We start from the raw sequence: 14,640 nt of genomic DNA on the forward strand, positions 1-14,640 counted from the left end.
CGCGGCGCAATACGGCCAGGGTTCAGCCCATCTGGTAGCCGGGGGTAGAGGTCGATATCGCGCGCTCTTCGTCGTTCATATCCTCCGGGATGCCCTCGAACAGCGGGGTAGAGAGATAACGTTCCCCGGTATCCGGCAACATGCACAAGATAACAGAACCGGGCGGGGCGGTTTCGGCAACTTTCAGCGAAATTGCAAAGGTCGATCCGCCAGAGATACCGGTAAAGATCCCCTCTTTCCGGGCGAGTTGCTTGGCGCAGTCGATGCCGTCAGCCCCTGCCACCGGGATCAGATCATCGTAAAACGCGTGATCCACCGCCTCTTGCAGGACGGCGGGAATGAAATCCGGCGTCCAGCCCTGGATCGGATGTGGTTCGAAAGCGGGGTGGCTGCTGGCGGGGGCGTTGTGGGCATCGCGCGGTTGCGGTGTGCCGCTGCCCAGAAGCTGGGCGTTGGCGGGTTCGGTCAGGATGATCTTGGTCTCGGGCCGCTCTTTGCGCATTACCCGGCCCAGGCCGGTGACCGTGCCGCCCGTGCCATAGCCCGACACGATATAGTCGAGCCGCTCGCCTTTGAAATCAGACAATATTTCACGTGCGGTCGTCGCCTCATGGATGTCGGCATTGGCCTCGGTTTCAAATTGTCGGGCCAGAAACCAGCCGTTTTTTTCGGCCAGTTCCACCGCCTTTCGGTACATGCCAAAACCTTTCTCGGCCTTCGGGGTCAGAACGACTTTGGCCCCCAGCATGCGCATCAGACGCCGCCGCTCGACCGAAAAGCTTTCGGCCATCGTCACCACCAGCGGATAGCCCTTTTGCGCGCAGACCATGGCCAGACCGATCCCGGTGTTGCCGCTTGTCGCCTCCACCACCGTTTGTCCGGGTTTCAGCGCACCAGCACGTTCGGCGGCCTCGATGATATTGACCGCAAGCCGGTCCTTGACGGAGGCTGCGGGATTGAAGAACTCGGCTTTCACGTAGATCGTCACATGATCGGGGCCCAGATGATTGACCCGGATCGCAGGGGTGTCGCCGATGGTATCAAGCACGCTGTCATAGAGCCTGCCGCGGCCTTCGGTGGTGCGAATGGTATCGGATGGCATGTGTTTCTCCCTTTCAAGGATGCGCCGGGGGCGGTCGGGCAAAGCCCGTGATCGCCAGATTATGCGCCCGGCGCATTGCGTTTCGGGCTCACTATGGCACAGTCTGGCGCGGTTTACAGGTGCAAGCGGCCTGAGGCTGCAGGTGCCTGCATCTTTCACCCGACCCGCCGCGAGAGGCTCACCGGAAAGGCGCAACAATGCAGACGCGAGGACCGCAGGCCCATTCGATCTGGCTGTGCCCCGAGGCCCGCTTTGCGGCGCTTTTGCAAGATGAAATTATGCGTCTCACGGCCATCAGCGGAACGGATGTTTTCGCGCCGCATGTCACGCTGCTGGGCGATCTTGCCGCAGATCCGCGCGCGACGTCTGACCACTGCGGGCGCTTGGCGGGCGCACAGGAGCCGATCAGCGTGATGGTGAAAGGTCTTTGTCAGACGGACCAATACTACATGTCCCTGTTCCTCGATCTGGATATCCCAGCGCATCTGGGAGACATGCGCGCCAAACTGGCGATGTCACTACTGGGCGGCGCGCCAGGCCGCTTTCGGCCACATATCAGCCTCGCGTATGGAATAAGGACTGAAGGGCTGCAGACCGAAGACCTGCGTCGTCTGGAACGCGCATTCCTGGACCAGGTGTTCTGTCTGGACAGAATCTGCGTGGTTGCCGCCGCCAAGAAGGTGCCGATCTCGGCCTGGCGTGTTCTCGATACGATGCCGTTTGGAAAGCCGCCGCGCAGTGACGCCTGATGCTGCAGGGCGGTCGCAGACAGGCGCTTGCAGTTGACAGGGCCAGCAAATGACTGAATTCTAAGCAGACATAAAAGATCTCTGGGTCGGGGGGGCATGCGTCATGGAAACGTCATCCAGCGGTCATACAAGCCAAAACTGTCAGATAATGACAGTCTCAATCAGGGGAGAAACCAATGAGAACGTTAACCTTGCTTACAGCAGGTATTGCCACCTTTGCGACCGGGGCCTGGGCGCAGACAGAAATCCAGTTCTGGCATGCGATGGGCGGTCGTTTGGGAGAAGTTGTTGAAGAAGTTGCGGAAAAATACAACGCAAGCCAAAGCGATTACGTATTGGTTCCGACCTACAAGGGCGGGTATGAGGACACGATGACGGCCGGGATCGCGGCCTTCCGCGCCAGCCAGCAACCGCACCTGATACAGATTTTCGATGCAGGCGCTGCCACGATCATCAACGCCCCCGGCGCAACGATTCCGGTCGCCGATCTGCTGGAGCAATACGAGGGCGGCTTTGACGCCAGCGACTACATCGAAGGCGTGCGGAATTTCTATGCCGACAGCGAGGGCAAGATGATCGGCATGCCGTTCAACTCTTCAACCCCGCTGCTCTATTACAACAAAGAGATCCTGGCCGAAGCCGGTATCGATGCGCCGCCTTCCACATGGGAAGAGTTCGAAGCGATGGCCCCCGCCATCAAGGAAGCCGGATATCAGGCGCTGGCCCAAAGCCACAGCCCGTGGATCTTTTCCGAGAATTTCCACAGCCGTCACAACCTGCAACTGGCCACCGGCAACAACGGATTTGACAGCACGGACGTGGAAATCCTGTATAACAACGACGCAATGAAACAGCACTGGACCAAGGTCAAGGAATGGCTCGATGCGGGCTATTATGGCTTTTACGGTCGCGGCTGGGGCGACAATCAGGACGCTTTCGTGCAAAAGAAAGTGGCGATGTGGCTGGGCTCCTCGGGCTCTTTCGGCGGCCTGAAAGCCAGCACGGATTTTGAATTCGGCACCACCTATCTGCCCTACTGGGAAGCCATCATCGACGAGCCAAAGGCCACCTTTATCGGGGGGGCCGCGCTCTTTGCGATGGCGGGCAAAAGCGACGAAGAGAATGCGGCAACCGCTGACTTCCTGAACTATCTTGCCAGCCCCGAAGTGCAGTACTTCTGGCACAGGGAAACCGGCTATGTGCCGATCACCAATGCGGCCTACGAGCTGGCAAAGTCCGACGGCTACTACGAGTCCACCCCGGATGCGGAGATTGGCGTTCTGCAACTGAACCAGCCTGCCGGCGAATGGACCAAGGGCTACCGTCTGGGTTTCTACGTGCAGATCCGCGAAGTGATGTACAACGCCTATGAGGACATCTTTTCGGGGACAGCAACCGTGGATGAGGCTTTCGCCACGATGGAAGAAGAAGCCAACGCGCTGCTTGACCGGTTCAACGCAACCGTCAACTGATCCGAAAACACCAATGGTCAGCAGGGGATACCCCTTGCTGGCCCAATCATAAAATCCTTGGGGGACAGGGTGTATGAAGCGCGTTCAATTCGAGCACAGCGCCATTCCTTATCTGTTTATCGCGCCGCAGATCATTATTATCTCGATCTTCTTCCTGTGGCCCTCTGCGCAGGCCATCTACCAGTCTTTCCTGCTGGAGGACGCCTTTGGGCTGTCGTCGCAGTTTGTCTGGTTCAAGAATTACACGGATACGATTTTCAGCAATGCCTGGCTGCAGGCGGCGGGCTTTACGCTGATCTTCTCGTCTCTGGTGACCTTCCTGTCGCTGGCGCTGGCGCTTTTGCTGGCGGTCAAGGCCAACGAGGTGATCCACGGGGCCAGCACCTACAAGACCCTGCTGATGTGGGCCTATGCCATCGCGCCCCCGGTCGCGGGGTTGATGGGCAACCTGATGTTCAACCCGATCATCGGGGATCTCTATAACTTCATGAACCTTTTTGGCTTTGATTTCGACCACAAGCTGGATCCGGTCGATGCGGGCTTTGTCGTGGTCCTGATCTCGGTCTGGAAGCAGGTCAGCATCAACTTCATTTTTTTCCTCGCCGGTCTGCAGGGCATTCCCAAATCCGTGCAGGAAGCCGCCAAGATGGATTGCAACAGCTCCACCCGCCGGTTCTGGACGATCACCTTTCCGCTGCTGGCCCCGACCACGTTCTTCCTGATGGTCATCAACATCACCTATGCCTTCTTCGAGACTTTCGGCATCATTGATACCACCACGCAAGGGGCCCCCGGCGGTGCCACCAACACGCTGGTCTACAAGGTCTATCAGGATGGGTTTAGGGGCGCGGACATCGGCGGGTCGTCGGCGCAATCGGTGGTGCTGATGATCCTGGTGCTGGCGCTGACGGTGATCCAGTTCCGCTACATCGAGAAAAAGGTGCATTACTGATGGAGCGTCCCAGCTATTCCACCCATCTGATCCTGATCATCGGCGCGCTCTTTATGACGCTGCCGGTTTGGGTGGCCTTTGCCACCTCGACCCATGCGCCCGAGACGATCCTGCGCGAAGGCTTGCAGTTCTGGCCTGGCCCGCATCTGCTCGAGACTTATAACGAGGTGCTCTTTGTCGAAGGCGGGGTGATGAAACAGGTCACCGGCATGACGATGCTCAAGAATTCCATGATCCTCGGGATCGGCTTTGCTCTCGGCAAGGTCGTGATCTCGATGCTGGCGGCCTATGCGATTGTGTATTTTCGTTTCCGGCTGGGCGTGCCGCTCTTCTGGGTGATCTTCACCACTCTGTTGTTGCCGCTCGAAGTGCGGATCATCCCTTCCTACGAAGTTGTCGCCAACATGGGGCTGCTGGATACCCATACGGGGCTGATCGTGCCGCTCATTGCGTCTGCCACGGGGACCTTCTTTTTCCGGCAGTTTTTCAAATCCGTGCCGGATGAGCTGCTGGAGGCCGCACGGCTCGATGGGGCCACCGCCTGGGGGTTCTTCCAGGACATCCTTGTGCCGCTCAGCCGGACCATGATCGCGGCAATCCTCATCATCATGTTCGTGGTGGGGTGGAACCAGTACCTCTGGCCGCTCATCATGACCACCAAGGAAGAAAACTACACGCTGGTGATCGGCATCAAGCAGATCTACCAGGTGCTCAACGAAGGCGGCGAGCTGCCGCAATTCCAGAAAGCTTTTGCCCTGACCATTCTGGCGACGCTGCCGCCGGTGCTGGTCGTGCTGATATTCCAAAGATGGTTCGTGAAGGGCCTTGTCGAGAGTGAGAAATAATGGCTCAGGTTGAACTGAAACAAGTCCGCAAAACATACCCCAACGGAGCCGAGGCGATCTTTGGCGTCGACATGCACATCGACAGCGGCGAGTTGATCGTCTTTGTCGGCCCCTCGGGCTGCGGCAAGTCCACGCTTCTGCGCATGGTGGCCGGGCTGGAGAGCGTCACCTCCGGCGAGATTCTGATCGGCGACAAGGTGATCAACAACGTCTCGCCCTCGGAACGGGACGTGGCGATGGTGTTCCAGAACTACGCGCTTTATCCGCATATGTCGGTGCGCGGGAACATGTCCTACGGGCTCAAGAACCGCAAGATGCCCGCAGATGAAATCGAGCGGCGCATTACCGATGCGGCCCGGATGCTCAAGATCGACCAGTTCCTCGACCGTCAGCCCAACCAGCTTTCGGGCGGCCAGCGGCAACGGGTCGCCATGGGGCGCGCGATTGTGCGCAACCCGCAGGTGTTTCTCTTTGACGAGCCGCTCTCGAACCTGGATGCCAAGCTGCGCGTCCAGATGCGCATCGAGATCAAGAAGCTGCAACGGCGCATGAACGTGACCTCGATCTATGTCACCCACGACCAGACAGAAGCCATGACCCTCGCCGACCGGCTTGCCGTCATCAACGAGGGCCGCGTGGAGCAGATGGGCGTGCCGATGGAGCTCTACGCCAACCCGCGCACGCTGTTTGTGGCCTCCTTTATCGGCGCGCCGCAGATCAACCTGATCCCGGTGCGGTTTGACGGCACATCGCTGACCAACGGGACCCTCAAGCTGGCCGGTTTTTCGGATCTGCCCACGGGTGTTGATCTGATGCTGGGCATCCGCCCGGATGTGCTCTCCATCGCGCCGGAAGGGCAACTGGAGCTGAACGTGGATCTGGTGGAGCAGCATGGCGGCGAAAACCTGATTTACGGTGCGCTTTTGGGCACAAAGAATGCTGCGGGCGACGCGCAGGAGATCTGCCTGAAAGGGCCGCAATCGCTGCTGCCCGCGACGGATGACAAGCTGAGACTGGCCTTTGATCCTGCCGCCGCATTTGTCTTTCGAACCGACACGGGCGAGCGTTTGAAGTGAGGCGCTGGTGACCGGGGTGAGGCGCCTTTGGCCTGCGCTGCGCGACCATCTGATCCTCAGCGTGGGCACGTTGTTTCTGATTGCGCCTGTGCTTGTGATGCTCGGCTCTTCGACACAGTCTACCGGGGCGCTGGGGCTGGATGGGCCAGGGTTTGCCCTGGGCGATCACGCGGTGCAGAACTATGCGGAGGTGATGACGCTCAAGGCAGGCTTCACCGATCAGATCAGTGCGCTGGCCATGCTCAGGAACTCCTTGATCGTGGCGACAGGGCTCGCAACCCTGACAACGCTTCTGTCCCTCTGTGCGGCTTATGCGCTTGTCTATTTTCGGGTCCGCTGGGCAGCGGCCGCCTTCTGGCTGACCATGGCGACGCTGCTCTTGCCGCTGGAGAGCCGCTTTGTGACCACCTTCGAGGTAGCCGCGACACTGGGGCTGGTTAACACCCATCTGGGGATGATCCTGCCGGCGCTTGCCCTGGCGCTGGGCACCTTGTTTTTCCGACAGCTCTTTTTATCCTTTCCCGACGAATATCTGGAAGCGGCCAAGCTCGATGGGGCAGGGCCAGTCCGGTTCTTTCGCGACTTCATCCTGCCGCTGGCGTGGCGCCGGGCCGGGGCGATCTTTGTGGTCTCTTTCATGATCGGCTGGCATCAGTACCTGTGGCCCCTCATGCTCAGCACCGACGAAAGCCGCTACACGATGGTGCGCGGCATGCACCTTGTGGGGCTGGAAAGCGGGCCGGGCATGGCGCTAGCCGTTCTGACGGCCTTGCCGCCTTTCCTGTTGGTGCTGATCTTTCAGCGTTATTTCTTTCAGGCACTTGCAGACACCAAGGACGCCTTCTGAGGCTTTCGAACCCGCGCGTTCTGTCCTATCACTGCGGGGCGGTGAAGGAGGATTGACCTGACATGAGCCTGACTGACCCGGATCGTCTGTTTCCAGCGGAGGCCAGATCGCGCGAGGTGGCGCGCGCGCTGTATGAAAGCGTGGCGGAGCTGCCGATCATCAGCCCGCATGGCCATTGTGATCCGCGCTGGTTTGCGCAGAACACGGCCTTCAAGGATCCCGCAGACCTCTTTGTCGTGCCCGATCACTATGTCTTTCGCATGCTCATCAGCCAGGGCGTGCGGCCTGAAACGCTGGGCATTCCGCGTCTCGATGGCGGTGCGGTCGAGCGCGATCCGAGAGCCATCTGGCGCAGGTTCGCCCGGCACTTCCATCTCTTTCGCGGCACCCCTTCCGCGCTGTGGCTCAACCATGCGTTTCAGTATGTTTTTGCGCTGGAGGAGCCGCTCTCTGAAGCAATAGCAGACAGCTATTATGACCGCATTGATGCGGCGCTGAAACGGGATGACTTCCGTCCCCGCGCGCTGTTTGAGCGGTTCAACATAGAGGTTTTATCAACAACCGAGAGCGCGCTGGATGATCTGCGTTGGCACAGTCAGATCCGCGACAGCGGCTGGGCCGGGCGGGTGATCACGACCTACCGTCCGGACGCTGTGGTTGATCCCGATTTCGAAGGCTTTGCCGCCAACCTTGCGCGGTTGGGAGAGATCACCGGCGAGGACACCACGACATGGCAGGGGTATCTCGCCGCGCATCGGGTCCGTCGGGCTTTTTTCAAGTCCCTCGGGGCGACGGCCTCCGACCACGGGCACCCCACGGCGCGTACGGCTGATCTGTCCCCGGCCGATGCCGAGGCGCTGTTTCACAAGGTGCGGCAGCAGCGCTGCTCTGGTGAAGAGGCCGATGTCTTTCGCGGCCAGATGCTGACTGAAATGGCGCGGATGAGCCTTGAAGACGGTCTGGTGATGCAGCTCCATGCCGGGTCGCGGCGCAATCACAGTGCCGCGATCTTCACCGGTTTCGGCCGCGACAAGGGGTTCGATATTCCAGGCCCGACGGATTATGTCACCGCGCTGAAGCCCCTGCTCGATGCGGTTGGACATGAACCCGGCCTGAGTGTCATTCTCTTTACGCTGGATGAGACCGCCTACAGCCGCGAACTTGCGCCGCTGGCCGGGGCCTACCCGGTGCTCAAGCTTGGTCCGCCCTGGTGGTTTTTTGACAGTTTCGAGGGGATCAAACGCTTTCGCGAAGCCACGACGGAGACCTGCGGGTTCTACAACACCGTAGGCTTCAACGATGACACCCGTGCGTTCTGCTCAATCCCCGCGCGCCATGACGTGGCCCGCCGGTCCGATTGTGCCTATCTGGCGCAGCTTGTGACCACCGGCAGGCTGAATGAGCCTGACGCCTTTGAGCTGGCGCACGATTTGTCTTACCGCCTGGCGAAGGAGGCGTACCGCCTGTGACCGATCTGCCCCGACTGACCCGCAAAGGCCCGGCCCCCGCGCCCGGTCTTGTCCATCTCGGGCCAGGGGCGTTTTTCCGCGCGTTCAACGCGGTCTACACGGATGATGTGATGGCCGCCGAGGGCGGGCCCTGGGGGATCATTGCCGTGAGCCTGCAAAGTGCGCGGGCGGCTGAGGCGCTGGGGCCGCAGGGCGGCGTTTATACTTCCGTCACCTTGGGGCCGGACGCGACGGATGTGCGGGTGATCGAGGCGATCTCAAGGGTTATCACAGCGCCGGAAGATCCGGTCGCGGTCGTGCAGGCGATGGCCGACCCGCAGATCAGGATTGTCTCGCTGACGGTGACGGAAAAGGGCTATTGTCATCACCCCAGCACAGGTGCGCTGCGGCGGGATGCCCCCGAAATCCGGCATGATCTGGCCCATCCTGACCACCCGAAAACGGCTCCCGGTTTTATCGTTGCGGCGCTTGCGAAAAGGCGTGCCGAGGGTCTGCGCCCCTTTACGGTGCTGAGTTGTGACAATCTGCCGGACAACGGTGCGATGCTGCGCCGGATCATACTGGAGTTTGCGCGGCTTCGAGACCCGGCACTGGCCGGTTGGATTGAACGGGAGGGGCGGTTCCCTGCCACCATGGTGGACCGCATCACCCCGGCAACCACGCCGCAGGATGTTGACCGTCTGGCGGCGCAGACAGGGTATGTCGATCTGGCCTGCGTGCAGCATGAAGCCTTCCGGCAGTGGGTGATCGAGGATGACTTCGTTGACGGCGTCCGCCCCGCCTGGGACCGCGCGGGGGCGCAGTTTGTCACTTCGGTCGCGGCCCATGAGATGATGAAGCTGCGCTGTCTCAACGGCACCCATTCAGCCCTGGCCTATCTGGGATACCTTGCGGGTCATGAGACCATCTCCGAGACGGTCGCCGAGCAGTGTTTTGCGACCCTTTGCGAAAAGCTCTGGTCTGAAGAAATCATACCCACGGTCCCGCAGCCCGAAGGGGAAGACCTGCCCGCCTATGTGCAAGCCTTGCTGGCGCGGTACCGCAACCCGGCGATCCGGCACCGGACATGGCAGATTGCGATGGATGGCTCGCAAAAGCTGCCGCAGCGCATTCTGGGGACGATCATGGATCGGCGCGATGCGGGGCAGGGGGCCCCGGGGCTGTGCCTCGTGGTGGCGGCGTGGATGCGCTATGTCGGGGGCACTGATGAAGAGGGCGCGCGCATTGATGTCCGCGATCCGCTGGCAGAGCGGCTAAAGGCCGCGTCAGACGCCGCCTCCGACCCGGCTGAAAAGGTGGCCGCGCTTTTGGCCTTTGCCGAGGTGTTCCCGACCGAGCTGACAGATGATGCGCGGTTCTTCTCCGCCGTGACAGCGGCCTATGCCGATCTGGTGAAAAACGGGGCGCGCGCCTCGGTCAAAGCCTACACCGGATCGGGCTGATCTGCCGAACGGGACAGGCGGGGCACAAGCGCTTTGACCAGATCTTTCATATCCAGAAGGCCAATCGGCTGACCCTCTGACATCACGCGGTAGGTGCAGGTCGTGTCGCCGCCTGACAGGGCGATCAGACGTTCTAGGGTATCATCCGCCTCCACCTCCCCGGCGAAAGACGCCTCGGCGAGGGGTTGCATGACAGAGCGGACCCGGAGCACGCGGGCGCGGTTGATGTCGCTGACAAAATCCTCGATGTAAGGGTCGGCCGGGTTCAGCAGGATGCCTTGCGGCTCACCCTGCTGCACGACCGCGCCATCCTTGAGGATCACCAGATGGTCTGCCAGTTTGAGCGCTTCATCCAGATCGTGGGTGATAAAGACGATGGTCTTTTTCAACTCCACCTGAAGCTCCAGCAGCAGATCCTGCATGTCCGTGCGAATGAGCGGATCAAGGGCTGAAAACGCCTCGTCCATCAGCATGATATCGGTGCCTGCGGTCAGGGCGCGGGCAATGCCGACCCGCTGTTGCATGCCACCCGAGAGCTGCGAGGGAAAGCGGTGCTCATAGCCGCCCAGGCCCACCCGGTCGAGCCATTTGCGCGCTTCGCGGTCTTGCGTCGTACCATCTGCACCTTGAACCGCAAGGGCCGTTGCGGCGTTCTGCAGCACGGTGCGATGCGGCAGCAGGGCGAATTTCTGAAACACCATTGCCATTTTCTGCTGGCGCAGTTTCCGCAGGTCCCTTTCGGAGAGTTTGGTGACGTCTTCGCCATCCACGAGGATTTCACCGGCTGTCGGGTCGATCAGACGGTTCAGGTGCCGGATCAGGGTGCTTTTGCCGGACCCGGACAACCCCATCACAACCGTGATCTCACCGGCCTGCATATCGACGTTGATGTCCTGCAGGCCCAGCACATGGGCATGATCCGCCAACAACGCGTCCTTGCCGAGGCCGGCCCGAACATGGGTCATCATCTGGGTGTGGCGGGGCCCGAAAATCTTGTAGACTCCGCGCAGCTGCACCTTTGGCTTTGTATTCATAGGAGCCGCCTCAATGTGCTTTCTTGTTCTTGTCGATCCGGCTGAGCGCGGCCTTGGAGGCACGATCCAGGATCACCGCGAGCAACACGATGCCAAAGCCCGCGACGATGCCCACGCCAAGTTCCAGATTGCGGATGCCGCGCAGCACCAGCACGCCCAGACCGGGGGCCGAGACCAACGAGGCGATCACCACCATTGCAAGGCTCATCATGATGGTCTGGTTGACGCCTGCCATGATGTTGGGCAGCGCCAGCGGCAGTTGCACGCCCCAGAGTTTTTGCCGCTTGGTCATGCCAAAGGCGTCCGCCGCCTCGATCACATCCGGGTCCACCAGTCGAATGCCGAGATCGGTCAGCCGGATCACCGGCACGATCGCGTAGAGAATAATCGCAATGCCGTAAAGCTTGGATTCGGTGACGGAGAAGAGAAAGATCAGCGGGATCAGATAGACGAAGGTGGGCAGCGTTTGCAACAGGTCCAGCACTGGCACCAGCATGCGTTGCAGCGTGTTGGACCGCGACATTGCAATCCCGATGGGGACCCCCAGCAGGACCGACAGCCCGGTACAGACAAAGATGATCGACAGCGTCTCCAGCGCCACATCGAGATGATCGATGAAGCCGAGAAACAAGAAGGACGCAGCCACAAAGAGCGTGACACCCAGCGACCGCGCCACATACCACGTCAGCGCCACCAAAAGCGGCACGATGATGAACCAAGGTGTTGCGGTAAAGAGCCACAAGGCCCCGTCCAGCATCCATGACAGCGGCTGGGTGATCGGATCCAGCACCAGCTTCAGGCTCACACGGGCGGCCAGAAACGCCTCTTCGACCCCGGCGGTCATGTCACGGGTCTGGGGGATCTGGGCGCAGGATTCGTGCAGCGCATCGAGGGAGGGAAAGGGCGGGCTGCCACGGGCTCCGGCGTCCGTGTCTCCGCCAAGCTGGCCCAGCAGCGCCTGCATGGAGGTTGGCGCGGCCTCAACACTCTGATCGCACCACTCCCGCAGTCCCAGCGCGTCGAAAAAGCCGTCGTAATAGGCCATGAGCTGCCCCCTTGGTTGGCAGATGGCACCGCCCGGCGCGGGGCGATGCCTGTGCAGTCAAATATGCGGTACCGTTATTGCAGCAACGCGCTGAGCTTGGATTTTGCGTCGTCGCTGAGCCAGTTCGACCAGGTGTCCTGGTAGCTGGTCAGGAAATAGACCGCAGCCTCTTCGTTGGAGGCGTTATTGGTTTCCTGCCAGGCCAGAACCTCGCCCATCTGGGCGTTGGTAAAGCTCATCTTGCCCAGCATCTCGGCCACCTCCGGTTCGCGTTCGGAGAAGGTCGTGGTGACGGCGGTCACCACATTGGAGGTCGGATAGGCGGACAGGCCGGGGGTGGCGCAATCCTCAAGCCCGTTGCAGGTGTGTGTGGCCGCGTCATAGGCAGGCATTTCAACCTGCACCATCGGGTATTTGCCCAGAACGGAGGTGGGGGCCCAGTAATATCCAAACCAGGGTTCCCGTGCCTCATAGGCGGCCGCAATTGCGGTGGCGAGCGTCTCGCCAGAGCCGTGCTGGAAGCGTTCAACGCCTGCTTCGGCCAGACCGGCGGCCTTGAAGTTGTTGTGGTTGGTGACATCGCATCCCCAGCCCGATGGGCAATCATGAAAAAGGCCGCCCACGAGCTCCGGGTTGGCCTTGATCCCCTCCAGCGTCTTCAGTTCAGGATGCGCTTCTGCAAGATACTGCGGGATCCACCACGCCTCGACCCCGCCGTCAGACAGCACTTTGGACAACTCCACCAGTTTGCCTTCGGCCACAAGGTCGTCGTAGACCTCTGTATAGCTTGTCCAGAGCTCGGTGAGGATGTCGGGCTGCCCGGTCTCTGCAACGGAGGTCATGGCAGGCACCGTGGTGGTTGGTACAACGGTGACGTCACAGCCATAGCCCTGCGTCATCAAAAAATTTGCAACCGAGGTGACCACGGCGGCCGAGGCCCAGTCCATCTCGGTGATGGATACCTCACCACAGTCGGCCTGTGCCGCTCCTGCCGTCATCCCCGCAGAAAGCAGGACGCCTGCGCTCAAACATCTGAATTTCATGGATATCTCCCTTGTTTTTTGTTGGTATCGCCTTGTGGGTGCCAAAAGACGTTGACATGGCCCCGGGTCGATCACGGCAGTATGATGCGCAAGTCCGGCCGTCTCAGGTCCGCAGGCGATACAAAAATGGTTTTCTGACCACAGGAGTATTTTGCTCGCGCAGCATGGTCAAGCATTCCGGGGCCATGCATTTTCCGAACCGGTGACCCTATGGCCTTAAATTCACGTCATAATGCGCCTTTAAGCTTCAGACAATCGGCTGCGCGGACTTGACAGGGTTAACCTCTTCGCGGAACCATTCACACTTACTTAAAAGGGAATTTTCAAATGGCTGTAGGACTGGTTTTAGGGGGCGGTGCCCCCAATTTGCCGCTGATGTCGGGCGCCTTGCTTGCGCTGGATGATGCGGGTGTCGAATTTGAGGTGGTGTCGACCACAGGAGCAGGCATGTTAATTGGCCTGATGTACGCAGCCCCAAAGCATGGCACCCGCAAAGAAACCTTGCAGGCGACCCGCGAGATGGGGGTGCATGACGCGATCTACAATGTCTTTCCGGTCAACTATAAAATCTTCCACAAGGCCGGGCCCATGGCCGAGGCCTACACCAAGTTTCACCAGACCTGGCTGGCGGCCTTGCCGCGTAACAACGAAGCGCAGCGTTTCATATCCGACATGACGCAGTTCTGGATGGCCAGCATGTGCCCAAGCGATTTTTCACCGCACCAGAACGGCCTGTGCCAGCCGCCACCCTGGATTGATCTGGTGGTCGATTTCGACAAGCTGCAGGAATTTGAGGGTGAATTCCTGATGTCGGCCTACTGCATTGAAGAGGAAAAGGAAGTATCTTTCCCCAAGCATGAGATTACGTCCGATCACTTCAAGGCCGCGTTGGCGATGCCGCTGATCTACGCGCCCTACAAGATGGACGGCAAGACCTATCTGGAAGGATCGGCTTTCGATACGCTGGCGTTTAGTCCGGGCGAGGTCATGAGTCGCAACCTCATCGATACGGTGGTTTATTTTGATATTCTGGGGCAGCGAAAACTCATTGCTGAACCCACCAACCTTTATGACGCCTGGGTGCATTCGATCATCAATCCGCTGACCCGGATTGCCGAGATGGATTCGGCAAATTACGAAAATGTCGAATCCAAGCTGGAGAACGTGGACGTACTGCGCATGCCGTTCCGGGATAACATCTCTGAAGAGCAGTGGCCCAAGGTTCTGGATTGGTCCTACTCCAACATGTCCACTCTTTTTGATATTGGCTATAAGACCGGTCAGGCGTTTGCCGAAAAGCACCAGACCGCGCTGAACAGCAGCAAGGCGAAGTCACCCAAGCGCGTGATGCAAACGATCAACGGTGCCGGTCTGGAAAGACAGGTGATGGATATCGTCAAAAAGGCCGAGCGAAAGGCGGCTCCGGCAAAGGGAAATGAGTTGCAGCAGCAATTCAAGAAGCTGGTCAAGGAAGAGAACAAGACGTTGCAAGAAGCCTTTGCCAGCGCAGCGCAGATGTTTGAGCAATCCTACTGAGGCGCACAGCCGCTCTGTGAAGCCAGCC

Annotated in this window: 13 protein-coding genes; 9 read left to right on the forward strand and 4 right to left on the reverse strand. The window is 60.0% G+C overall.

Annotation, left to right across the window (positions count from 1 at the left end; translation table 11 throughout):
- Positions 1–22 precede the first annotated feature (22 nt).
- Entirely contained in the window at positions 23–1,102 is a 1,080-nt protein-coding gene (locus tag H7847_RS06335; protein ID WP_227268549.1) for a PLP-dependent cysteine synthase family protein, read from the reverse strand.
- A gap of 197 nt (positions 1,103–1,299) precedes the next feature.
- Here H7847_RS06335 and H7847_RS06340 point away from each other — a divergent pair, with 197 nt between their 5' ends.
- The 8 genes from H7847_RS06340 (at position 1,300) to H7847_RS06375 (ending at position 9,954) form a co-directional block, all read left to right on the forward strand.
- Positions 1,300–1,851: a 2'-5' RNA ligase family protein gene (locus H7847_RS06340; protein WP_227268550.1), complete on the forward strand. Its 552-nt coding sequence runs from the start codon at positions 1,300–1,302 to the stop codon at positions 1,849–1,851.
- 176 nt (positions 1,852–2,027) lie between these two features.
- Positions 2,028–3,323 (forward strand): extracellular solute-binding protein, encoded by a 1,296-nt coding sequence (locus tag H7847_RS06345; protein ID WP_227268551.1) that lies wholly within the window; start codon positions 2,028–2,030, stop codon positions 3,321–3,323.
- 73 nt (positions 3,324–3,396) lie between these two features.
- Positions 3,397–4,275: an ABC transporter permease subunit gene (locus H7847_RS06350; protein ID WP_227268552.1), complete on the forward strand. Its 879-nt coding sequence runs from the start codon at positions 3,397–3,399 to the stop codon at positions 4,273–4,275.
- A complete protein-coding gene (locus H7847_RS06355; RefSeq protein WP_227268553.1) occupies positions 4,275–5,120 on the forward strand; it encodes an ABC transporter permease subunit in 846 nt (281 codons plus the stop codon). Before H7847_RS06350 ends, H7847_RS06355 begins: the two co-directional genes overlap by 1 nt.
- Positions 5,120–6,196, forward strand: coding sequence for a sn-glycerol-3-phosphate ABC transporter ATP-binding protein UgpC (gene ugpC / locus H7847_RS06360; RefSeq protein ID WP_227268554.1), 1,077 nt, complete (start codon positions 5,120–5,122; stop codon positions 6,194–6,196). Before H7847_RS06355 ends, ugpC begins: the two co-directional genes overlap by 1 nt.
- A 7-nt stretch (positions 6,197–6,203) precedes the next feature.
- A complete protein-coding gene (locus H7847_RS06365; protein WP_227268555.1) occupies positions 6,204–7,043 on the forward strand; it encodes a carbohydrate ABC transporter permease in 840 nt (279 codons plus the stop codon).
- Between the two features lie 62 nt (positions 7,044–7,105).
- Positions 7,106–8,512 carry a glucuronate isomerase gene (gene uxaC, locus H7847_RS06370; RefSeq protein ID WP_227268556.1) on the forward strand — a complete coding sequence of 469 codons (1,407 nt, stop codon included), beginning with the start codon at positions 7,106–7,108 and terminating at the stop codon, positions 8,510–8,512.
- The gene (locus H7847_RS06375) at positions 8,509–9,954 is read left to right on the forward strand and encodes a mannitol dehydrogenase family protein (RefSeq protein WP_227268557.1); all 1,446 of its coding nucleotides are present in this window, start codon (positions 8,509–8,511) and stop codon (positions 9,952–9,954) included. The genes uxaC and H7847_RS06375 overlap by 4 nt, the downstream gene beginning before the upstream one ends.
- Here H7847_RS06375 and H7847_RS06380 read toward each other — a convergent pair.
- From H7847_RS06380 to H7847_RS06390, 3 genes are all read right to left on the reverse strand, one after another.
- A complete protein-coding gene (locus H7847_RS06380) occupies positions 9,936–10,988 on the reverse strand; it encodes a quaternary amine ABC transporter ATP-binding protein (RefSeq protein ID WP_227268558.1) in 1,053 nt (350 codons plus the stop codon). The two genes, H7847_RS06375 and H7847_RS06380, sit on opposite strands and share 19 nt — an antisense overlap.
- A gap of 10 nt (positions 10,989–10,998) precedes the next feature.
- Entirely contained in the window at positions 10,999–12,033 is a 1,035-nt protein-coding gene (locus H7847_RS06385) for an ABC transporter permease (protein WP_227268559.1), read from the reverse strand.
- Between the two features lie 74 nt (positions 12,034–12,107).
- Positions 12,108–13,076 (reverse strand): glycine betaine ABC transporter substrate-binding protein, encoded by a 969-nt coding sequence (locus H7847_RS06390; protein WP_227268560.1) that lies wholly within the window; start codon positions 13,074–13,076, stop codon positions 12,108–12,110.
- 327 nt (positions 13,077–13,403) lie between these two features.
- Here H7847_RS06390 and H7847_RS06395 point away from each other — a divergent pair, with 327 nt between their 5' ends.
- Positions 13,404–14,612: a patatin-like phospholipase family protein gene (locus tag H7847_RS06395; protein ID WP_227268561.1), complete on the forward strand. Its 1,209-nt coding sequence runs from the start codon at positions 13,404–13,406 to the stop codon at positions 14,610–14,612.
- Positions 14,613–14,640: the final 28 nt, after the last annotated feature.

It is taken from the genome of Roseobacter weihaiensis, from assembly GCF_020622345.1.
Taxonomy (GTDB): domain Bacteria; phylum Pseudomonadota; class Alphaproteobacteria; order Rhodobacterales; family Rhodobacteraceae; genus Roseobacter; species Roseobacter weihaiensis.

What these genes read in the sequence shown, in the direction of transcription:
- H7847_RS06345 (WP_227268551.1), top strand. Translation starts at nt 2,028, where the DNA reads ATGAGAACGTTAACCTTGCTTACAGCAGGTATTGCCACCTTTGCGACC.
- uxaC (WP_227268556.1), top strand. Translation starts at nt 7,106, where the DNA reads ATGAGCCTGACTGACCCGGATCGTCTGTTTCCAGCGGAGGCCAGATCG.
- H7847_RS06390 (WP_227268560.1), bottom strand. Translation starts at nt 13,076, where the DNA reads ATGAAATTCAGATGTTTGAGCGCAGGCGTCCTGCTTTCTGCGGGGATG.
- ugpC (WP_227268554.1), top strand. Translation starts at nt 5,120, where the DNA reads ATGGCTCAGGTTGAACTGAAACAAGTCCGCAAAACATACCCCAACGGA.
- H7847_RS06350 (WP_227268552.1), top strand. Translation starts at nt 3,397, where the DNA reads ATGAAGCGCGTTCAATTCGAGCACAGCGCCATTCCTTATCTGTTTATC.
- H7847_RS06355 (WP_227268553.1), top strand. Translation starts at nt 4,275, where the DNA reads ATGGAGCGTCCCAGCTATTCCACCCATCTGATCCTGATCATCGGCGCG.
- H7847_RS06385 (WP_227268559.1), bottom strand. Translation starts at nt 12,033, where the DNA reads ATGGCCTATTACGACGGCTTTTTCGACGCGCTGGGACTGCGGGAGTGG.
- H7847_RS06340 (WP_227268550.1), top strand. Translation starts at nt 1,300, where the DNA reads ATGCAGACGCGAGGACCGCAGGCCCATTCGATCTGGCTGTGCCCCGAG.
- H7847_RS06395 (WP_227268561.1), top strand. Translation starts at nt 13,404, where the DNA reads ATGGCTGTAGGACTGGTTTTAGGGGGCGGTGCCCCCAATTTGCCGCTG.
- H7847_RS06335 (WP_227268549.1), bottom strand. Translation starts at nt 1,102, where the DNA reads ATGCCATCCGATACCATTCGCACCACCGAAGGCCGCGGCAGGCTCTAT.
- H7847_RS06380 (WP_227268558.1), bottom strand. Translation starts at nt 10,988, where the DNA reads ATGAATACAAAGCCAAAGGTGCAGCTGCGCGGAGTCTACAAGATTTTC.